Origin of the sequence: Vibrio aestuarianus (genome assembly GCF_012395185.1) — a bacterium.
GTDB lineage: Bacteria > Pseudomonadota > Gammaproteobacteria > Enterobacterales > Vibrionaceae > Vibrio > Vibrio aestuarianus.
Map to the genome: position 1 here is coordinate 19,046 of NZ_JAAZTU010000028.1, position 19,834 is coordinate 38,879.

Genomic DNA, 19,834 nt, shown 5'->3' on the forward strand with positions numbered 1-19,834 from the left:
ATGCTGGCTCTGAGACGTATTTCACGTGCTTGATAATACATGCAAATTAATGAAGAGTACCGCTGTTCTGGGTCGCTTGACGGTAGAGTTCAGTTATCTCTGCTTGGTCAAAGGAATAATTCGTGCCGCAGTAATCACAATGTAAAGAAACTGATCCTTCAGTGGCTAAAATGTCGTTAATTTCATCTTGGCCGATAGTGATGATTGCTGCACCACTGCGTTCACGTGAACAACCACAGTGGAACTCTACTGGCTGCGGGTCGAACAGTTGTACTTTTTCTTGGTTATAAAGACGATAAAGTAGATCGTTGGCTGGTAAAGTAAACAGCTCTTCATTTTTGACGGTATTGGTCAGCTGCTCTAAATGTTCAAAGTCATCAGGTGTTCCAGTACCATCAGGCATGGTTTGTAGCAACATGCCAGCGGCATGGGCTTTGCCTTCGTGCTCACCGATACGGATCCAAAGGCGGGTCTTCAACTGCTCTGAACGGATAAAATAGCCTTCTAGTACTTCAACTAAATTAGCGCCCTCTAGACCGACTACACCTTGGTAACGCTCGCCTTGTTTTGGTTCAATAGTGATAACAAGATGGCCTTTGCCCATCAAAGTATGTAGGTCTGCATCATCAGCAATATCACCTTCCCAGCGTGCAACGCCACGAACTTTTTGTTCGTTGTCACCGTTAATAACAGCAAGCGATACCGGGCCATTACCTTGCAGTTGCATGGTAATCGAGCCTTCAAATTTGAGTGTTGCAGTCAGTAGTGTAGTCGCTACCATCAATTCGCCTAACAGTTTTTGTACAGGCGCTGGGTATTCCTTGCTAGAGATGATTTCTTGATACACTTTATCCAATTGTACCAATTCGCCACGTACAGAAAGGTCTTTAAACAAGTAGCGATTTAAAATGTTATTTGCCATTTAGCTATTTCCTCGGAGCATGGTCCCGCTTTTATTGATGTTTAAATTTAATAATGTCTCGACGCTGTTTTTTATCAGGTCGTCGCTCTGGGCTTGGATTATGTGCATTGAGTTTGCGTTGCTCGGCATGGTGTGCACGTTTAGCGATACTTTCGCTGGTTTCACTATACAAGGCTTGTGCTTCTGGAGCCCCGCGGCGTTGCCCAGATAATTTCTCAACGGTCACGGTTTTCTCTTCTGGACCTTGGCGCAAGGTTATGGTTGCGCCAAGTTCGACAATTTTGCTAGGTTTACTACGCTGACCATTATAGTGAACTTTACCACCATCGACCATGTTTCGAGCGATAGAACGAGTTTTATAAAAGCGTGCAGCCCATAACCATTTATCTAATCTTATTTGTTCAGTCTCAGAACTCATACTAGGAAAGTGCCTCTAACAGAGTTAGCCTTGCGTGTTTATGTTTGGCTTACAATGGTGTTTTCGTTCCAGATTTTCAAGCGACCCGACAAATTAATGTCAGATAAAGGGACGCTGAAGAGGTATGTGATATATTAGTTCGTTCGTATAAGGCAATGAACTATATGAAAATGATATCGTTGGTTACAAAAGCAAAATGGTTAACGAAAAATTGCAAATAAAGGATATCTTTTGAGGCGAATTAATTTTAGCAATATGACCTCATCAAGCTCATGGCAGATAGGCGTGCTACAAAAAATACCACAGTGGCAAAAACAAATCAGTTTTGCTCTCACTTTGTTATTACTGATCCTATCTGCTTGGATAATGGGCAAGATGGTGTGGTTGCTACAACAAAATACCTTTGATGTTGCACCTTGGGTGCCGACATCAAGTTCATCGACTACTGCTACTCAGCAGTCGCTTGATCTTTCCTCATTACAACAAGGTGACTTATTTGGACGTTATAGTGAGGAAAAAGCAGAGGTGGTGCAAACCGTAATCAAAGATGCGCCTAAAACTAGCTTAAGTTTATTGTTGGTTGGTGTCGTTGCCAGTAATGAACCCAGTAGAAGTTTGGCGGTTATTGCTAATCGTGGCAGTCAGGCCACTTATGGTGTCAATGAAGTAATTGAAGGCACAAGAGCAAAGCTAAAAGCCGTACTGGTTGATCGCGTTATTATTGATAACTCTGGTCGTGATGAAACACTGATGTTAGATGGGGTTGATTATCACAGGCCAAGTGTGCAAGTGCCTGAAAAAGTTATTGCTTCTAATGCGCGAGGTAATAACCCCGCGTCTGAAGAAGAGAAGTTGGATGACATTCGAATCGCAATTTCTCGCAATCCGCAAGAAATATTCAAGTATGTTCGCCTGTCTCAAGTCAAGCGAGATGATAAGGTGCTTGGATACCGAGTGAGCCCGGGTAAATCCCCTGAATTGTTTGAGTCTGTCGGCTTGCAAAACGATGATATCGCCATTCAATTAAATGGACAGGATTTAACGGATCCAGATGCCATGAGCAAAATTTTTCAGTCAGTCTCGGAGTTAACGGAAATCAACTTAACGGTTGAAAGAGACGGACAACCACATGACATTTATATCCAATTTTAAAAAGACTGATGCATAAGCATGAGTTTAGGGAGTAAGACGTGAAGCATTGGTTAAACAAAAGTACTTGGTTATTGATGGGAGGTTTGCTGTCGTCACCATTGGTACTTGCTAACGATTTTAGTGCCAGTTTTAAGGGTACAGACATTCAAGAATTCATCAATATCGTTGGCCGTAATCTCGAAAAAACCATTATTGTAGACCCTTCAGTTCGAGGCAAAGTCGACGTTCGTAGTTATGACACGCTCACTGAAGAGCAATACTACAGCTTCTTTTTGAATGTACTGGAAGTATATGGTTTTGCTGTGGTTGAGATGGACAATGGCGTCCTGAAAGTCATTAAAGCGAAAGATGCAAAAACATCCGCTATACCAGTGGTCGGTGATGACGAGAAAGAAAATGGCGACAGCGTGATTACGCGTGTGGTTGCCGTGCGTAATGTCTCGGTGCGTGAGTTATCGCCATTGTTACGCCAATTGATTGATAACGCGGGCGCGGGTAACGTAGTGCATTACGATCCTGCCAATATTATTCTGATTACCGGTCGTGCTGCTGTGGTTAACCGTTTGGCCGATATTATCAAACGTGTTGACCAAGCCGGTGATAAAGACATTGAAGTGGTTGAACTAAACAATGCATCCGCCGCTGAAATGGTACGTATTGTTGAGGCATTAAATAAAACGAATGATGCTAAAAATACCCCAGAATTTCTGCAACCCAAGCTTGTGGCTGATGATCGTACCAACGCGATTTTGATCTCGGGTGATCCCAAGGTGCGTGAACGCTTAAAGCGTTTGATCAAGCAGTTAGATGTTGAGATGGCAACCAAGGGTAACAACCGCGTTATTTACCTTAAGTACGCCAAAGCCGAAGATCTGGTCGATGTACTAAAAGGTGTCTCTGATAACTTACAAGCAGAAAAGCAATCGGGTCAAAAGTCGGGTCAAGGGGCACAACGCGGTGAGGTAATGATTTCTGCGCACCCTCAAACCAATTCACTGATCGTCACGGCACCTCAAGATATTATGAAAGCGCTGGAAGATGTGATAGCCCAGCTTGATATTCGTCGCGCGCAGGTGCTTATTGAAGCTCTGATTGTTGAAATGGCCGAAGGTGATGGCATCAACCTAGGGGTTCAATGGGGGTCGTTGGAAAGCGGCTCTGTTATTCAATATGGCAATGCAGGCGCACCAATTGGTCAGGTGATGGTTGGTTTAGAAGAAGCAAAAGATACCACGACCTCTAAAGCGGTTTACGATTCAGATGGAAACTTTTTACGTAATGAAAACACGACTGAAAAAGGCGATTACTCAACATTAGCTTCAGCACTTGGTTCGGTCAATGGCGCTGCCATGAGCTTAGTGATGGGGGATTGGACGGCTTTAATCAGTGCGGTTGCGAGTAATTCAAACTCCAATATTCTGTCATCACCAAGTATCACCGTGATGGATAATGGCGAAGCATCTTTTATTGTTGGTGAAGAAGTCCCAGTTCTTACTGGTTCAACGGCGGGTTCTAGCAATGATAATCCATTCCAAACCGTAGATCGTAAAGAGGTGGGTATTAAACTCAAAGTGGTACCACAAATTAACGAAGGTGATTCCGTTCAATTGCAAATTGAACAAGAAGTGTCGAACGTATTAGGTGCCAATGGCGCGGTTGACGTACGTTTTGCTAAACGTCAGCTTAATACTTCAGTCATTGTTCAAGATGGGCAGATGCTGGTTCTGGGTGGTTTGATTGACGAACGCGCAGTGGAAAGTGAATCGAAAGTGCCACTGCTTGGTGATATTCCCGGACTCGGTTACTTGTTTAAATCGACTCGCACTCAAGTGGAAAAGAAAAACCTAATGGTGTTTATCAAGCCAACCATTATCCGTGATGGTATGACGGCAGATGGTATTACACAGCGCAAATACAACTACATTCGAGCAGAACAGTTGTTCAAGTTAGACCAAGGCTTGAAGTTAATGGATGATAATAACATTCCCGTTATCCCTAAATTTGGTAGTGAGCGCCTTCATGCACCAGAAGTACAAGCCTTTATCGATCAAATGGAAAAGTCGCAATGACCGATGTTTTGCAACAACTTCAGTACCGTCGTTTACCGTTTAGTTTCGCCAATCGCTTTAAATTGGTGTTAGAGCAAGCGGAAGAGAACGCGATACCGACTTTGTTTTACGTTGCACCACTGGCGATAGAATCGCTGGTGGAGGTCAAACGTGTGGTTAAACAACCTTTAAATTTAGTTGAAATGACCGCAAGTGAGTTTGAAAGTAAGTTGACCGATGCGTATCAGCGTGACTCTTCAGAAGCACGGCAATTGATGGAAGATATTGGTGCCGATAACGACGACTTTTTCTCACTGGCTGAAGAATTGCCACAAAGTGAAGATTTGCTCGAGTCGGAAGATGATGCGCCAATCATTAAATTGATTAACGCGATGCTGGGTGAGGCGATCAAAGAAGGGGCTTCCGATATTCATATCGAAACCTTTGAAAAAGTCCTTTCGATTCGTTTTCGTGTTGATGGTGTGTTGCGCGAGGTGTTATCACCGAGCCGTAAACTTGCCCCCTTGCTCGTGTCTCGCGTGAAGGTTATGGCCAAGCTTGATATCGCCGAAAAACGCGTCCCACAAGATGGTCGTATTTCATTACGTATTGGTGGCCGTGCGGTTGATGTTCGTGTCTCTACCATGCCATCTTCGCATGGAGAGCGTGTGGTAATGCGTCTATTGGACAAAAATGCCACTCGCCTTGATTTACACAGCTTAGGTATGACAGCGGCAAACCATGAAAACTTCCGCCAATTAATCAAAAGGCCGCATGGCATTATCTTGGTCACCGGCCCAACAGGCTCGGGTAAATCGACCACCTTGTATGCTGGGTTGCAAGAGCTAAACAGCAACGAACGCAACATTTTGACCGTTGAAGATCCAATCGAATTTGATATTGACGGTATTGGTCAAACGCAGGTTAACCCTAAAGTGGATATGACGTTTGCACGTGGATTACGTGCCATTTTGCGTCAAGACCCGGATGTGGTAATGATCGGTGAAATTCGTGATTTAGAGACTGCGCAAATTGCCGTTCAAGCCTCTTTAACTGGTCACTTAGTGATGTCGACCTTGCACACCAATACCGCGATTGGTGCGATTACCCGTATGCGCGATATGGGGATCGAGCCATTTCTTATTTCGTCGTCGTTGCTAGGTGTGTTAGCGCAGCGTTTGGTGCGCACCTTGTGTTCAGATTGTAAAGAAGCTTATCCAGCCGACAAAGAGCAAAAGAAATTGTTTAATCTGCAACCGGATCAAGAACTGACATTATATCGTGCCAAAGGTTGTGAAAAATGTAACCAAAAAGGCTATCGCGGCCGAACTGGGATCCATGAATTACTGTTAATTGACGATAAAGTGCAAGAGTTGATTCACAGTGAAGCGGGTGAGCAATCCATCGAAAAATTAGTTCGTGAACGAACGCCAAGTATCCGTGATGATGGGTTAGATAAAGTGCTTCAAGGCATTACTTCATTAGAAGAAGTGATGCGAGTGACCAAGGAAGCGTAATTAATGGCCGCATTTGAATACAAAGCATTAGATGCTAAAGGCAAACAAAAAAAGGGTGTTATTGAAGGTGATAATGCCCGTCAAGTTCGCCAACGCTTAAAAGAGCAAGGGCTAATTCCGGTTGAAGTGCTGGGAACCAAAGCGAAAGCAGCGAAGCAAGAACAGTCACCGTTTAGCATGAAACGCGGCATTAGCACGCCAGACTTAGCATTAATCACGCGCCAATTATCGACGCTAGTGCAGTCAGGAATGCCACTGGAAGAGTGTTTAAAAGCGGTATCCGAACAGTCTGAAAAGCCGCGAATTCGTAACATGTTAGCAGCAGTGCGTTCAAAAGTGACCGAAGGCTACACATTATCGGATAGCTTGGGTGACTACCCACATATTTTCGATGAATTGTTTCGTTCAATGGTTGCTGCGGGTGAAAAATCAGGACATCTTGATTCGGTGTTGGAACGCTTGGCTGATTATGCAGAAAATCGCCAAAAAATGCGTTCAAAGCTGATGCAAGCCATGATCTATCCAATCGTCTTGGTTGTTTTTGCCGTCGGTATTGTCGCCTTTTTGCTGGCGGCGGTCGTGCCGAAAATTATTGGCCAGTTTGTACAGATGGGGCAGGAATTACCTAAGTCGACTCAATTCCTGTTGTCATCGAGTGATTTTATTCAGCACTGGGGTATACAGCTATTAGTGCTAACCATTGCACTGGTCTTCCTTGCTAAATGGTTACTGAGTAAACCAAATTTACGTTTGAAGTGGGACCGAAAAGTAATTTACATGCCGATGATAGGCAAGATCTCGCGCGGTTTGAATACCTCACGTTTTGCACGCACCTTGTCTATTTGTACCTCCAGTGCCATTCCTATTTTGGAAGGTATGAAGGTGGCGGTGGACGTAATGGCAAACCAATACGTCAAGCAGCAAGTAACGATGGCTGCCGATAATGTACGTGAAGGTGCCAGTTTACGTAAGGCATTGGATCAAACCAAATTATTCCCACCGATGATGTTGCATATGATCGCCAGTGGTGAGCAAAGTGGTGAACTTGAAAGTATGTTGACTCGTGCTGCGGATAACCAGGACGCAAACTTTGAGTCGACCATCAATATCGCATTGGGCATTTTCACCCCGGCGCTAATCGCTTTAATGGCAGGTTTGGTGCTATTTATCGTAATGGCGACCTTGATGCCAATTTTAGAAATGAATAATTTAATGAGTCGTTAGTAATAGGTAAGCATTCACCTGTTATTTAGACAAAAACTACGTTGGAGATTGGAATGAGAAAAAAAGCAAACAAGCAATCAGGTTTTACCTTGCTTGAAGTAATGGTTGTGGTGGTGATTTTGGGTATTTTAGCGAGCTTTGTTGTTCCTAATTTATTGGGAAACAAAGAAAAAGCCGACCAACAAAAAGCCATCACCGACATCGTGGCATTAGAAAATGCTTTGGATATGTACAAGCTTGATAACAGCGTTTATCCAACAACCGATCAAGGACTTGAGGCGTTAGTGACTAAGCCGTCTAGCCCAGAACCACGTAATTATCGTGATGGTGGGTACATTCGTCGTTTACCGAATGACCCTTGGGGTAACCCTTACCAATACCTAAGCCCTGGCGACAATGGTACCGTGGACATTTTCACCTTAGGTGCTGATGGTCAAGAAGGCGGTGAAGGGGTGAGTGCCGATATTGGCAACTGGAACATGCAAGACTTCCGATAAGCAAATAACAGAGGGCGACTATCGGGTCGCCTCATTTTTCTGACGGCAACGATTTTCTAATGACAGCTATTTTCTGATGACAAGCAAACGTGGTTTCACCCTACTCGAAATATTACTCGTGCTAGTACTGCTTTCTCTTAGTGCTGTGGCAGTCATTGCTACGCTTCCTAGTTCAGGAAAAGATGAAGCAAAACAATATGCGATGAGTTTGTACCAACGTCTGCAACTGGTGAATGAAGAAGCGATTCTCAGTGGTAAGGACTTTGGTTTGCGAGTGGATGAGAAGACATCACGTCTTGTGTTCCTAGCATTGGATGACAAAGGTTGGCAGCCATTAGAGAGTAAAAAAATGACCACCGAAATTCAACTTCTAGAAGAGCTCGCGATGCAATTTGAGCTTGGGGGTGACGCTTGGAAGAATGATGATCGGCTGTTTAAGCCAGGCTCTTTATTTGATGAAGAGATGTTTGCTGAAGAGAAAGAGCAAGAAAAACAGCGACCACCGCAAGTGTTTATCTTGTCGAGTGGCGAGCTAACGCCCTTTGTCTTGAGCATATATCCCAACACGCAAGATGCCGAGCAAGGTTGGCGGGTTATTGTCAAAGACAATGGCGAAATTAAGCTATTAGAGCCAGGGGCATCGGATGATGCGTAGAACACGAGGCATGACCTTATTAGAAGTCTTGGTTGCTCTAGCGATTTTTGCCACCGCGTCGATCAGCGTTATTCGTTCAGTGAGCCAACACATTAACACCATCAGCTATTTGGAAGAAAAAAACTTTGCTGCGATGGTGGTCGATAATCAAATGGCGCAAGTGATGCTCAACCCTAAAAGCTTGAAAGCGCAAACAGGAACACAAGAGTTGGCAGGGCGTACTTGGTATTGGAAAGTCACGTTAGTGCCTACGGCTGATAATTTATTGAAAGCGTTTGATGTCAGTGCAGCATTAGAGAAACAAGGATCACCTTTGGTGACGGTGAGAAGCTATGTCGTCAAATAAAAAACGCCAAGGTTTTACTCTGATTGAAGTGCTGGTGGCGATCGCTATTTTTGCGAGTTTAAGTGTTGGTGCTTATCAGGTGCTTAATCAGGTACAGCGTAGCAATGAAATTTCTCAGCAGCGCAGCCAGCGTTTAAATGCGTTGCAGCGAGCCATGGTGTTAATGGACGGTGATTTTCGCCAAATGGCCACCCGTCAATTTCGTACCAATGGTGAAGAGCCCAATGAACAGATGTTGCAGTGGAAAGAGTACTTGCTCGACTCCGATCAAAAGGGTGTGTTGTTTGCTCGTCTTGGTTGGCATAACCCACAGCAACAATTTCCACGTGGCGAAGTAACTAAAGTAGGTTATCGCATCAAAGAAGGGGTACTTGAACGCATTTGGTGGCGTTACCCTGATACGCCTGCTAGTCAAGAGGGCATTATCACGCCACTCTTGTCAGAGGTGGAATCAATGTCATTGCGTTTTTATAGCAATGACAAATGGAGTGAGGATTGGCAAGAATCATTAAAAATACCGCAAGCCGTCGCGGTGAAGCTAGTGCTGAAAGATTACGGTGAAATTGAACGTATTTATCTGACGTCAGGTGGTGCCATCAACCAGAACACGCAGGGAGCTGATAATGATGCATCATAATCGCTCACTACAAGGCAGGCGTTCGCAACAAGGTGTGGCATTGATTGTTATTTTATTGCTGCTGGCGATCATGGTGTCAATTGCGGCGACCATGTCAGAACGTTTATTTACTCAGTTTCAAAGAGCCAGTAATCAGATCAACTATCAACAGGCTTACTGGTATAGCCTTGGGGTTGAATCGTTAGCGCAAGCTGCTATAGAGCAGAGCTACAAAGATGGCGATAACATTAATTTGAGTCAGTCTTGGGCGTTGGAAGAGCAAACCTACCCTCTCGATTACGGCACAGTTAAGGGTCGTGTTACCGATAAGCAGGCGTGTTTTAATCTCAATGTATTAGCTCGAGTTACGCCCACTACAGGCGGAGCTAATAAGCCCTATTTAGTGCAGGTGCTGCAATATTTATTGGAAGAGTCAGAAGTTGATAGCTACCAAGCTGAGGTGATTGCTGATTCAGCATGGGAATACATTGATGAAGACAGCAATGTCCAGTCATCTTACGGTGTTGAAGACAGCTATTATGAGTCGATGTCTCCGGCTTATTTAGCGGCTAACACTTTACTGGCTGATAGCAGCGAACTTCGCGCAGTGCAGCAAGTGACGGGGGACGTGATACAACGTATAGCTCCTTACGTTTGTGCATTGCCAAGCGATGATTGGCGATTAAACGTTAATACTGTCGCACCAGAGAACGCAAAATTGCTGGTGGCGATGTTCAGCCCGCATTTAAGTGAATCTGATGCAAAAAACGTATTAGAAAACCGTCCATTTGATGGGTGGGGGAGTGTCGATGATTTCTTAGCGGAGGCATCAATTGCCGCCGTAGATAGCAAAGTGAAAGATGAAGCGAAACAGTATCTCTCAGTGGATAGCGCTTACTTTGAACTCGATGCTCAAATATTGGTTGATGACTCGCGAGTTCGCATTCGCAGTTTATTGTTTAGTGATAATAGAGAAACCGCAACGGTAGTACGCCGTCGCTTTGGAGGGATCAGTGAGCGAGTTTCTGACCGTTCGACTGAGTAGTCAACAGGACGCTGAAATACCTTGGTTGGTGTGGTCATCACAACAACAAGAAGTCATTGCCAGTGGTGAAATATCTGGTTGGGAGCAGTTATCTGAGCTCGCTACTTACGCTGCGCAGCGAACCACAATTGTGTTGCTGGCTGCAAGCGATTTGGTACTTACGAAGGTTGATATTCCATCGGGCGCTTCTCGTCAGTTGGAATCTATGTTGCCTTATTTAATTGAAGATGAGATTGCTCAAGATGTCGATGACCTGCATTTTGCTATTTTGCAGAAAACGGCGTCAACCGCTTATGTAGCGGGGGTTGATCGTAGCTATCTTACCCACTGCCTTGAACAGTTAAAATCGGCAGGAATGGAAGTTAAGAAAGTGCTACCAGATGTGCTCACCGTTCCTTTGCATGACGGGTTATCAGCACTGCAAATGGGTAAAGAGTGGCTGATTCGTAAAGAGGAATATTTAGGCGTAAGCCTTGAGGCTGAGTGGTTAGATCTGTTTAGCCATTCGGAATGGGTGAAACAAGATGATCAATACTTGCCGCTGAATGCTTATACCCCTTTACCGGAGTTAACCTTGGCTGAAGGTCAACATTGGCAGCAAGCTGAACCTCAATTAGTGATGGCGCTGCTTACAGAGCAAGCCATTGCGAGCAAAATTACGTTGTTAACCGGTAGTTTCAAAGCTAAATCTTCTTTCTTCAAGCATTGGCAGGTTTGGCAAAAAAGTACGTTGGCCGCGTGTTTGTTATTGGTGATCTCGACGGCTTATAACGTATTGCAATCAGGGCAATACGAGACACAAGCGACCGCTTACCGAGTCGAAAGTGAACGCGTTTTTCGCGCCGTTTTCCCTGATAAACAGAAGATACCGACGGTTAGCTATTTAAAAAGACAGATGAATGATGAAGCGTCGCGTCTTGCCGGTGGCGGCAGTGGTGGCGCCATGCTTGAATGGTTAGCTAAGCTGCCAGCAAGTATCGGTAGTGTGCCGAACATGCGTTTGCAAAGTGTTAAATATGATGGCAATCGTGGTGAAATTCGTCTTGAAGCACAAAGCAACGATTTTCAGAGCTTTGAGTTAGCGCGCGTTCAACTGGAAAAGCAGTTTATGGTTGAGCAAGGGCAGTTAAACCGCTCCGGTGAGATTGTGAATGGTACTTTTGTACTCAAAAGTAAATGAGGTGAGTTGAATGAAAAATAGTCTTAACGCACTTCAAGCTTGGTGGACGAGTATCAGTGCTCGCGAACAAAAAATGGTGTTGGGTTGTTTGGTGTTGGGCATTGTCGGGGTGATTTATTGGGGCGTTTTGTCGCCATTAGATCAAAGAACTGAGCTGGCTAAAGCGCGTATTGTGAGTGAAAAACAGTTACTGAATTGGGTAACAGATAAAGCGGATGATATTGTCCGATTACGTGCACAAGGTGGTGTCGTTGCATCCAATCAGCCGTTTAACCAAGTGATTTCTTCAAGTGCACAGCGTTTTCAGATTGAACTCATTCGAATCCAACCTCGTGATGAGATGATGCAAGTATGGGTTCAACCTTTGCCTTTCACCAAGTTGGTCGATTGGATTGCGTTTCTAAAAGAAACTCAAGGTGTTGATGTTGAGTTTATGGATATTGGCCGAGCGCAGCAAAGTGGTGTGGTTGAAGTGAAACGTCTGCAATTGAAGCGAGGTGGCTAGGTGAAACATGGATGGTTATATGGTGGACTGCCGCTACTGGCTTTTACAACAAGTTTGGTTGCACATATTCCGGCCTCTTTTGTCGTAAGCCAAGCTCCGATGCCACCTGAATTACGCATCACAGGTATCGCGGGGACGATTTGGTCTGGCAGTGCTCAGCAGGTATTTTGGCAGGGGCAAAATATCGGTGACCTGAAATGGGATATTCAACTGTCATCACTGTTTGTGGCTAAGTTAGAAGCGGCCGTGCGCTTTGGGCGAGGTAGTGATATGGGCGTGCGAGGTAAAGGTAATGTCGGTCTTAGTTTGTCTGGTCCTTACGCGGAAAACTTGGTGCTGTCTGCCGCGACTAAGCAGCTAACAGCAGCACTAGTCTTGCCATTTCCTATTGATCTCCAAGGTCAGCTAGAACTGTCACTCAAGCAGTATCAATACTCAAGTCCATGGTGTGAGTCGGCTCAAGGTACATTAGCATGGACCGATAGCAAAATAGGCTCACCGTTAGGAGAGTTGTCTCCAGGCCCTGTAGTGGCTGATTTAACTTGCCAAGCCAATGATGTGGCATTGACCGGCCAACAAAGCAGTGCGCAAGTCAGTAGTGATTTCTCTGCGCAGCTTAAGCCAGACATGAATTATAGCTTTCAAGCATGGTTTAAGCCGGAAGCACAATTTCCAAGCGAAATGGGCGAGCAGCTAAAGTGGGTTGGTAATCCTGATAACCAAGGTCGATATCAGTTCCAGTACCAAGGGCAACTGTAAGGCTGAAAACTTAACCGCGAAAATTTAGAGGCTGACCCAAGTGGTCAGCCTTTTACTTTAAGGATATCGTCCCAAGGTAAGCCCGCGTCACCAAGCACGATGAAATTCGGGTTTTCTAACGTTTCTCGCTCGTTGTATGACAACGGCTCTAGCAGAGTGCTGAGGATTCTCCCCCCAGCTTCTTCAACAATACATTGAGTCGCCGCCGTGTCCCATTCACCGGTTGGCCCTAAGCGCAAATAACAGTCAACAGCCCCTTCAGCAACTAAACACGCTTTTAAAGCGGCAGAGCCAAGTGGCACTAGCTCATAATTCCAAGCACTGCTCATGCGGTTAGTGATGCGGTTGATGTCTTGACGACGGCTAATCGCAATGGCGATCGATTGTCCCGGAGTTTCATGCTTGTGGGTTTGAATACGTAGGTTTTCAGACATATCGGGAATTTTCCATGCCCCTTTGCCCGTATAAGCATAATAAGTCACACCAGAAACTGGTCCATACACCACACCCATCACAGGTTTGTTATCCTCAATTAAAGCAATGATGGTGGCAAAGTCACCGCTGCGAGCAATAAACTCTTGGGTGCCATCCAGTGGGTCGACTAACCAATAACGATTCCATTGGCTACGTTTTTCTAAACTGATGTCGGCTGCTTCTTCGGACAATACCGGAATGTCTGGTGTTAGCTCGCTCAGTCGTTCATTGATGAATTTATGGGCCGCAAGATCAGCGCTCGTGACAGGTGTGTGGTCACTTTTAGTAAAAGCTTCGTAGTTTTTTTTCTCGTAGATGTCGAGAATCAATTGCCCTGCGGAGCGTGCAATTTCAATGACATTTGGCAATAGGTGAGATAAATCTTTGGCTGTTGGCATCATCAATCCTTTAGCTCTGCTTCGTTATTTTAAGCGGCGCAAAGCAAGCAGTAGTGCGGTAATACTTCGGGCTTCACAAAAGTCGAGATGGGTGAGTAGCTCTTCAGCTTGCGCTAAAGGCCAGCGAATCACTTCTAATGGCTCGGGTTCATCACCTTCTAGCTTTTCTGAGTATAGATCTTGCGCAAGGAATAGGGTCATCCGACTTGAAAAGTAAGAGGGAGCGAGGACGACCTCTTTAAGAGGCGTTAGCGTATGGGCACCGAAGCCAATCTCTTCTTTTAATTCACGAACAGCGGCTTGTTGTGGTGTTTCACCTTGGTCAATCAAACCTTTGGGAAAACCGAGTTCATAACGTTCTGTACCTGCGGCATATTCTCGAACTAATAGCAGATCACCTTGCGCAGTGATAGGCACCATCATTACTGCATGTCGGCCGCTGGGTTTCATTCGCTCATAGGTGCGCTGTTCCCCATTTGAAAAGCGTAAATCCAACGATTCAATCGTAAACAGTTTCGACTTCGCTTCCGTGTTGGTCGCTAAAATATCGGGCAGTTTTCTGGGTGGCATACGCTAATTCCTTACAGGCAAATGACTTTTCTAACTATATGAGAAAAATGCTTGATTTGAAAAGAACTAACGGTAGCGAAAGCATTTAAAGATAAAAAAAGCCGAGAATGTTATCTCGGCTTGGCATTTTATTAGTTCTAACTTAACTTTATTGGTTCTCAGTTAGTAATAAGAGTGATCACCACGGTCATGTTCTGTCGCATCGCGAACGGCAGTCAATTCACCTTCGAATTGTTGAAGTAGCTCTTTCTCGATGCCTTCTTTTAGGGTCACATCAACCATTGAACAACCGTTACAACCGCCGCCAAATGCTACGATGGCAACGCCATCTTCGGTGATTTCCACTAAGCTTACATGACCACCGTGGCCAGCAAGTTGTGGGTTAACTTGAGTTTGAATCGCATATTCAACACGTTCGATTAAACTCGCGTCATCTGCGACTTTGCGCATTTTGGCGTTTGGCGCTTTCAATGTCAGTTGAGAGCCCATTTTGTCGGTAACAAAATCGATTTCTGCATCTTCCAAGAAAGGCAGGCTTAACTCATCCACATAAGCAGAGAAAGCTTCATATTTGATTTCAGTATCGGTCGCTTCTACTGCTTCTGGTGGGCAGTAAGACACACCGCACTCCGCATTTTGGGTACCAGGGTTCACCACAAAAACACGAATGTTGGTGCCATCAGGTTGCTGACCAAGCAACTTGGCGAAATGGGTTTGGGCTGTTTCGGTAATAGTAATAGAATTTGACACGACGAATACCTGAGTAATTTTGTAGGCTATTTGCTCACCATTCTACTCCTGAAAAGCTGCGGATCCAGTCCTTTTTTGTTCTCTAAACAAAAACGTAGTGGTTAATCTTTCGGTTCAGGAGTGCGGCAGATGCAATAAATATCAATCCTTTCGACGCCAACTTCAAGCAGTAATTTACAGATCTGTTGGATAGTACTGCCTGTGGTGACAACATCGTCAACAATTGCGATATGTTTCTGATTTGGCTTGTGTTGTAGTGTAAAGGCATGTTGTAGGTTTTGTTTACGCTGCGCCTTAGATAATCCTTTTTGCTGCGGCGTGGCGCGCTTACGTTTGATCAGTTGATGATCACAAGTGACATTAACAAGTTGTCTGCTTAATTGATTGGCGAGTAACTCACTTTGATTGAAGCCTCGTGTTAAGCGTCTTTCCCAGTGCAGAGGTACGCTGGTTATTAAAGGAGCTGGCTCATCAATTCGTGGAGCCAAAAGTGCGCTTAAATTACGCGCTTGCCAAAACTGCCCTTCGTATTTCAGTTTATGAACGGTGTGGTTGAGCGGAAATATATAATCACCGACACAATACAAACGATGCCAAAGCGGTGGGCTGGCTAGGCATTGTCCGCACTGCGGTACATTAAGTAGTGTCGGCAAACCACACTGTTGGCAACGAGGCTGGGGAGCAAAGTAGGTCAAGCAGGTTTCACACCAAGCGCTATTTTGGTGTGCAGCGATCGGTAGGTGGCAAAGTTGGCATTGCCTGCTGACTAAGCGATAGATGGTTTTTTGAAGCCAATGCGATAACATAACTCACCGAAAGTGGCGAAAAGATGTTCTGCTATGATCGGTATTTCTGTAATGCAAAAGAATGAATTTAGTGGGAGAGTTTGCGACCATGGCAACAGCGTTGTATTGGCAAGTGGAAGGAGAAGGGGCTGATTTAGTCCTAGTGCATGGCTGGGGAATGAACGGTGCAGTATGGCAACAAACCGTCGATGTACTGAAGCATCATTTTCGTGTCCATGTTGTCGATTTGCCCGGTTATGGACACAGCGCGAATAATCATGCGGCTAGTTTAGAAGCCATTGCTCTGGCGCTGCTCGAGCAAGCGCCAAAAGCGGCGATTTGGGTTGGATGGTCTCTTGGTGGCCTAGTCGCCACGCATATGGCGCTGCACCATAGTGAATACGTTAGTCAACTTGTCACCGTGGCTAGCTCACCGAAATTTGCGGCTGACAAACCGTGGCGAGGTATTCAACCTCACGTACTTAGTGCTTTTACCGATCAATTGGTTGATGATTTTCACACCACTATTGAACGCTTTATGGCATTGCAAGCGATGGGCAGCCCTTCTGCGAGGCAAGATGTGAAATTGCTCAAACAGGCGATATTGTCGAGACCGTCCCCTAATCCGCAGTCCTTACTCGCCGGGCTTAAGATGTTAGCTGATGTCGATTTACGTGAGCAACTGACAACCATTTCGGTGCCGATATTGCGTTTATATGGTCGATTAGATGGCCTTGTACCGATTAAGGTCGCGCACGATCTGCAACAAGCTTTGCCAAAAAGTGAGCAATATATCTTTAGTGAGTCGTCTCATGCCCCCTTTATGACCGAGTCTGATGCTTTTTGCCAACAGCTGATTGCTTTTTCTCAAGGTAGCCAATGACGTTATCGGTCTACTAGCGATAAATAAACACTAAACAGTAAATATTTGTTAAAGATGCTAAAAGTTTGTGCAATCTGGTCGATATATAATCTAACCCAACCAGGCTGGCTTAGTTAAAGGCTAGCCTTGCGGGGCGGGCGATACTGAGGAGGTTTCGGCTATGATTGTGTCACCAGCGAATATAAGTGTGCCACTCATCGCCCCATCGGTTAATGTGCAAACGGAACAGGCTGCGCGTGATAATAAAATTCGTGCACCGGTTATGCCAACCGTTGAACTGGCTAAAACCAACGCTGAGCGTAAGGTTAAAGCGGATGATAAAAGACGAAAACAGTCGTCATGGGACCCTTCAGAGCATCCTGGCTATGAGGTTGGCACCGAACACGAAACATCGACTTCTTATCAAGCTGAGCAGAAAAGTGAGTTAGAAAGGCTCTTTGATCTATTAGCACTCGCTACTTACAGCAAGGAACAAGGTAAAGGCTATGCAATGCGGTTTAGGCTACCTAAACACATTATTGATGCTGCGATAACCGAGGGAAAAATGGCGCGCAGGCGAACCGTAATTAAATATCATTATGGCCACGCAGTTGCTCCTAATACTCCTTCTGAAGTCATTGCGGTGTTGTAGGCAGCGGTAACGCTATCTATCGCGATAAATAAAATCCCCACCCAATGCGGATGCATGAGTGGGGATTTGTGTTTTTAAGCGTCTATGTCAGGGCTGTTTTAGCCTAGCTTAGGCTAATTATTTTTTTGCTTTGGCGAAAGCGGCGGCAAATGCACCACCCATAGCACCGTTTTGTTGTGGCTCTTCACGACGGTTATTTTGCTGCTGGTTGCGCGGCTTGTGCTGATGTTGATTTGGTGCGCTACTTCTCTGGCTACGATTGTCTTGACCAGGTTCGTCATTCAAACGCATAGAAAGCGCAATACGCTTACGTTGAACATCCACTTCCATTACTTTTACTTTGACGATATCCCCCGCTTTGACTACTTCACGAGGGTCGGCAATATAGCGATCCGTTAATGCAGAAATATGCACTAAACCATCTTGGTGAACACCTATATCAATAAAGGCACCAAAATTAGCCACGTTTGATACAACGCCCTCCAAAATCATACCAATTTCAAGATCTTTTACTTCGGTGACTCCGTCGGCAAAGGTCGCTGTTTTAAACTCTGGTCTTGGATCTCGGCCTGGTTTATCTAGCTCTTTGATAATGTCGCTTACGGTAGGGACACCGAAGTTGTCATTGGTGTAATCCACCGCGTGTAGTCCACGTAGAAAATCACTATTGCCGATCAGTGCTTTGATCTCTTTATTATTTTTCTCAGCGATGGCTTTTACTACAGGGTAGGCTTCTGGGTGAACAGCGGAAGCATCCAGAGGGTTTTTACCATCCATAATGCGCAAGAAGCCGGCACACTGTTCAAATGCTTTAGGTCCAAGGCGCGCTACTTTTTTCAGTGTTGAACGAGAAGCGAAGCGTCCATTTTCATCGCGATAATCGACAATATTCTGTGCGAGCGTATTGGAAAGGCCAGCAACGCGAGTCAAAAGTGCTGCTGAAGCCGTATTAACATCAACACCGACAGCGTTTACACAGTCTTCAACAATCGCATCTAGGCGTTTGGCGAGCATCGACTGACTGACATCGTGCTGGTATTGACCGACACCGATCGATTTCGGGTCGATTTTCACCAACTCCGCAAGTGGATCTTGTAAGCGGCGAGCAATTGAGACTGCGCCACGTAGCGACACATCCATATTGGGGAACTCTTTGGCTGCTAGCTCAGACGCGGAGTACACCGATGCTCCAGCTTCACTGACGATAATTTTCTGTACCTTCAAATTGCCACGTTTAATCACGTCGGCGACAAAGGTATCGGTTTCACGTGAGGCGGTACCGTTGCCAATCGCAATCAAATCCACATTAAACTGACGCACCAGTTGGTCAACAATTTTGGCTGATTTCTCATGCTGATTATGCGGTTGGTGTGGGTAGATGGTTTCAGTCGCCAGTACTTTACCGGTGGAGTCAACAACGGCAATTTTAGAACCCGTTCGTAAGCCAGGATCCAAGCCGAGAGTGGCTCTCGGCCCAGCTGGAGCGGCCATCAACAAGTCTTTTAAGTTAGTGGCAAAGACTTCAATCGCTTCGATTTCAGCTCGTTCTTTCATTGCACCCATCAGCTCGGTTTCCATATGCATAGATACCTTGATGCGCCAAGCCCAGCTAATGACTTGCTTGCGCCAGTTATCGGCAGGCGCTGAACTTAAATGAATACCATAATGTTCGGCAATAATGGTTTCGCAGTACGACTGGCGCGCACCTTCTTCTTGTTCTGGGTCTGCGTTGATATTGAGCGTTAAGAAGCCTTCATTACGGCCGCGCAGCATGGCAAGTGCTCGGTGTGATGGCACTTTGCTGATTGCTTCATCGTGAGTGAAATAATCTTTGAATTTCTCACCCGTGTTTTCTTTGCCATCAATCACCCGCGAAACCAGTTGAGCATTGCGGGTTAAATGGCGGCGAATTTTTTCCAGTAAGTTGGCATCTTCAGCAATACGTTCCATCACAATGGCTCGCGCGCCATCTAAAGCTGCTTTGCTATCGGCGACCCCTTGCTCTGCATTGATGTATTGCATGGCTTCACTTTCAGGGTCGGTTTGCGGTTCATTCCACAGCTTGTCAGCTAAAGGCTCTAAGCCAGCTTCAATTGCAATTTGCCCCTTGGTACGACGCTTAGGCTTGTAAGGTAGATACAAATCTTCAAGGCGAGTTTTGCTGTCGGCTTGGTTGATATCGTGCTCTAGCTCTGCAGTCAGTTTGCCTTGTTCTTGAATTGACTTAAGAATCGTTTGACGGCGGTCATCGAGCTCACGCAAATAGGATAAACGACTATCTAGGTTACGCAGTTGGGTATCATCAAGCCCACCCGTGACCTCTTTACGATAACGGGCGATAAAAGGAACGGTATTACCGTCATCAATTAGGGTAACCGCAGCGGTCACTTGCTCTGGGCGAACATTCAGTTCTTGAGCAATCATGTTACAGATAGCTTGGCTCATCCGTGGGTTCTCTT

Annotated in this window: 21 protein-coding genes; 14 read left to right on the forward strand and 7 right to left on the reverse strand. The window is 45.4% G+C overall.

Features of this window, described 5'->3' with window-relative positions:
- Positions 1-46: 46 nt before the first annotated feature.
- Both hslO and hslR read right to left on the reverse strand, forming a co-directional pair.
- On the reverse strand, positions 47-922 hold the full coding sequence (gene hslO / locus HGG78_RS13535) for an Hsp33 family molecular chaperone HslO (protein ID WP_053312244.1): 876 nt from the start codon (positions 920-922) through the stop codon (positions 47-49).
- A gap of 31 nt (positions 923-953) precedes the next feature.
- Positions 954-1,340 carry a ribosome-associated heat shock protein Hsp15 gene (gene hslR, locus HGG78_RS13540; RefSeq protein WP_053312243.1) on the reverse strand — a complete coding sequence of 129 codons (387 nt, stop codon included), beginning with the start codon at positions 1,338-1,340 and terminating at the stop codon, positions 954-956.
- A 240-nt stretch (positions 1,341-1,580) separates the two neighbouring features.
- Here hslR and gspC point away from each other — a divergent pair, with 240 nt between their 5' ends.
- From gspC to HGG78_RS13600, 12 genes are all read left to right on the forward strand, one after another.
- A complete protein-coding gene (gspC, locus tag HGG78_RS13545) occupies positions 1,581-2,492 on the forward strand; it encodes a type II secretion system protein GspC (RefSeq protein ID WP_373682300.1) in 912 nt (303 codons plus the stop codon).
- 38 nt (positions 2,493-2,530) lie between these two features.
- Positions 2,531-4,561 carry a type II secretion system secretin GspD gene (gspD, locus tag HGG78_RS13550; RefSeq protein WP_172533213.1) on the forward strand — a complete coding sequence of 677 codons (2,031 nt, stop codon included), beginning with the start codon at positions 2,531-2,533 and terminating at the stop codon, positions 4,559-4,561.
- Positions 4,558-6,057, forward strand: a complete 1,500-nt coding sequence (gspE, locus tag HGG78_RS13555) for a type II secretion system ATPase GspE (protein WP_172533214.1) — start codon at positions 4,558-4,560, stop codon at positions 6,055-6,057. Before gspD ends, gspE begins: the two co-directional genes overlap by 4 nt.
- Before the next feature lie 3 nt (positions 6,058-6,060).
- Positions 6,061-7,281, forward strand: coding sequence for a type II secretion system inner membrane protein GspF (gspF, locus tag HGG78_RS13560; protein ID WP_053312239.1), 1,221 nt, complete (start codon positions 6,061-6,063; stop codon positions 7,279-7,281).
- A gap of 53 nt (positions 7,282-7,334) precedes the next feature.
- Positions 7,335-7,778: a type II secretion system major pseudopilin GspG gene (gspG, locus tag HGG78_RS13565; protein ID WP_053312238.1), complete on the forward strand. Its 444-nt coding sequence runs from the start codon at positions 7,335-7,337 to the stop codon at positions 7,776-7,778.
- A gap of 76 nt (positions 7,779-7,854) precedes the next feature.
- Positions 7,855-8,433, forward strand: a complete 579-nt coding sequence (gene gspH, locus HGG78_RS13570; RefSeq protein ID WP_053312237.1) for a type II secretion system minor pseudopilin GspH — start codon at positions 7,855-7,857, stop codon at positions 8,431-8,433.
- Complete coding sequence (gene gspI, locus HGG78_RS13575) at positions 8,423-8,779, forward strand: type II secretion system minor pseudopilin GspI (RefSeq protein WP_422108887.1); 357 nt, start codon at positions 8,423-8,425, stop codon at positions 8,777-8,779. Before gspH ends, gspI begins: the two co-directional genes overlap by 11 nt.
- Positions 8,766-9,416 (forward strand): type II secretion system minor pseudopilin GspJ, encoded by a 651-nt coding sequence (gene gspJ / locus HGG78_RS13580; protein WP_172533215.1) that lies wholly within the window; start codon positions 8,766-8,768, stop codon positions 9,414-9,416. Before gspI ends, gspJ begins: the two co-directional genes overlap by 14 nt.
- Positions 9,406-10,440: a type II secretion system minor pseudopilin GspK gene (gspK, locus tag HGG78_RS13585; protein ID WP_172533228.1), complete on the forward strand. Its 1,035-nt coding sequence runs from the start codon at positions 9,406-9,408 to the stop codon at positions 10,438-10,440. The genes gspJ and gspK overlap by 11 nt, the downstream gene beginning before the upstream one ends.
- Positions 10,409-11,620 carry a type II secretion system protein GspL gene (gspL, locus tag HGG78_RS13590; RefSeq protein ID WP_172533216.1) on the forward strand — a complete coding sequence of 404 codons (1,212 nt, stop codon included), beginning with the start codon at positions 10,409-10,411 and terminating at the stop codon, positions 11,618-11,620. The genes gspK and gspL overlap by 32 nt, the downstream gene beginning before the upstream one ends.
- A gap of 10 nt (positions 11,621-11,630) precedes the next feature.
- A complete protein-coding gene (locus tag HGG78_RS13595; protein WP_053312232.1) occupies positions 11,631-12,125 on the forward strand; it encodes a type II secretion system protein M in 495 nt (164 codons plus the stop codon).
- Entirely contained in the window at positions 12,126-12,884 is a 759-nt protein-coding gene (locus tag HGG78_RS13600; RefSeq protein WP_338326141.1) for a type II secretion system protein N, read from the forward strand.
- A 44-nt stretch (positions 12,885-12,928) separates the two neighbouring features.
- Here HGG78_RS13600 and cysQ read toward each other — a convergent pair whose 3' ends face one another.
- The 4 genes from cysQ to HGG78_RS13620 all read right to left on the reverse strand — a co-directional run bounded on the left by cysQ (position 12,929) and on the right by HGG78_RS13620 (position 15,882).
- Positions 12,929-13,756 carry a 3'(2'),5'-bisphosphate nucleotidase CysQ gene (cysQ, locus tag HGG78_RS13605; RefSeq protein ID WP_168786871.1) on the reverse strand — a complete coding sequence of 276 codons (828 nt, stop codon included), beginning with the start codon at positions 13,754-13,756 and terminating at the stop codon, positions 12,929-12,931.
- 24 nt (positions 13,757-13,780) lie between these two features.
- Positions 13,781-14,326, reverse strand: a complete 546-nt coding sequence (gene nudE / locus HGG78_RS13610; protein WP_053312229.1) for an ADP compounds hydrolase NudE — start codon at positions 14,324-14,326, stop codon at positions 13,781-13,783.
- Positions 14,327-14,488: 162 nt separating this feature from the next.
- Entirely contained in the window at positions 14,489-15,076 is a 588-nt protein-coding gene (gene nfuA / locus HGG78_RS13615) for a Fe-S biogenesis protein NfuA (protein WP_172533217.1), read from the reverse strand.
- Positions 15,077-15,177: 101 nt separating this feature from the next.
- A complete protein-coding gene (locus tag HGG78_RS13620) occupies positions 15,178-15,882 on the reverse strand; it encodes a ComF family protein (RefSeq protein ID WP_172533218.1) in 705 nt (234 codons plus the stop codon).
- An 88-nt stretch (positions 15,883-15,970) separates the two neighbouring features.
- Between HGG78_RS13620 and bioH the strand changes: the two genes are divergently transcribed.
- Together bioH and HGG78_RS13630 are read left to right on the forward strand one after the other, a co-directional pair.
- Positions 15,971-16,744, forward strand: coding sequence for a pimeloyl-ACP methyl ester esterase BioH (bioH, locus tag HGG78_RS13625; protein ID WP_172533219.1), 774 nt, complete (start codon positions 15,971-15,973; stop codon positions 16,742-16,744).
- Between the two features lie 160 nt (positions 16,745-16,904).
- Positions 16,905-17,375, forward strand: coding sequence for a hypothetical protein (locus HGG78_RS13630; protein WP_053312226.1), 471 nt, complete (start codon positions 16,905-16,907; stop codon positions 17,373-17,375).
- 117 nt (positions 17,376-17,492) lie between these two features.
- On the opposite strand, the gene HGG78_RS13635 is transcribed toward HGG78_RS13630, so the two are convergent.
- The gene (locus HGG78_RS13635; protein ID WP_053312225.1) at positions 17,493-19,820 is read right to left on the reverse strand and encodes a Tex family protein; all 2,328 of its coding nucleotides are present in this window, start codon (positions 19,818-19,820) and stop codon (positions 17,493-17,495) included.
- Between the last annotated feature and the right edge of the window lie 14 nt (positions 19,821-19,834).

Bases quoted from the DNA above. Each gene is read 5' to 3' on its own strand.
- HGG78_RS13620 (WP_172533218.1), bottom strand. From the start codon at position 15,882: ATGTTATCGCATTGGCTTCAAAAAACCATCTATCGCTTAGTCAGCAGG.
- HGG78_RS13635 (WP_053312225.1), bottom strand. From the start codon at position 19,820: ATGAGCCAAGCTATCTGTAACATGATTGCTCAAGAACTGAATGTTCGC.
- gspI (WP_422108887.1), top strand. From the start codon at position 8,423: ATGATGCGTAGAACACGAGGCATGACCTTATTAGAAGTCTTGGTTGCT.
- cysQ (WP_168786871.1), bottom strand. From the start codon at position 13,756: ATGCCAACAGCCAAAGATTTATCTCACCTATTGCCAAATGTCATTGAA.
- gspG (WP_053312238.1), top strand. From the start codon at position 7,335: ATGAGAAAAAAAGCAAACAAGCAATCAGGTTTTACCTTGCTTGAAGTA.
- HGG78_RS13630 (WP_053312226.1), top strand. From the start codon at position 16,905: ATGATTGTGTCACCAGCGAATATAAGTGTGCCACTCATCGCCCCATCG.
- gspH (WP_053312237.1), top strand. From the start codon at position 7,855: ATGACAAGCAAACGTGGTTTCACCCTACTCGAAATATTACTCGTGCTA.
- gspF (WP_053312239.1), top strand. From the start codon at position 6,061: ATGGCCGCATTTGAATACAAAGCATTAGATGCTAAAGGCAAACAAAAA.
- gspE (WP_172533214.1), top strand. From the start codon at position 4,558: ATGACCGATGTTTTGCAACAACTTCAGTACCGTCGTTTACCGTTTAGT.
- gspJ (WP_172533215.1), top strand. From the start codon at position 8,766: ATGTCGTCAAATAAAAAACGCCAAGGTTTTACTCTGATTGAAGTGCTG.
- nudE (WP_053312229.1), bottom strand. From the start codon at position 14,326: ATGCCACCCAGAAAACTGCCCGATATTTTAGCGACCAACACGGAAGCG.
- HGG78_RS13595 (WP_053312232.1), top strand. From the start codon at position 11,631: ATGAAAAATAGTCTTAACGCACTTCAAGCTTGGTGGACGAGTATCAGT.
- hslO (WP_053312244.1), bottom strand. From the start codon at position 922: ATGGCAAATAACATTTTAAATCGCTACTTGTTTAAAGACCTTTCTGTA.
- gspK (WP_172533228.1), top strand. From the start codon at position 9,406: ATGCATCATAATCGCTCACTACAAGGCAGGCGTTCGCAACAAGGTGTG.
- hslR (WP_053312243.1), bottom strand. From the start codon at position 1,340: ATGAGTTCTGAGACTGAACAAATAAGATTAGATAAATGGTTATGGGCT.
- bioH (WP_172533219.1), top strand. From the start codon at position 15,971: ATGGCAACAGCGTTGTATTGGCAAGTGGAAGGAGAAGGGGCTGATTTA.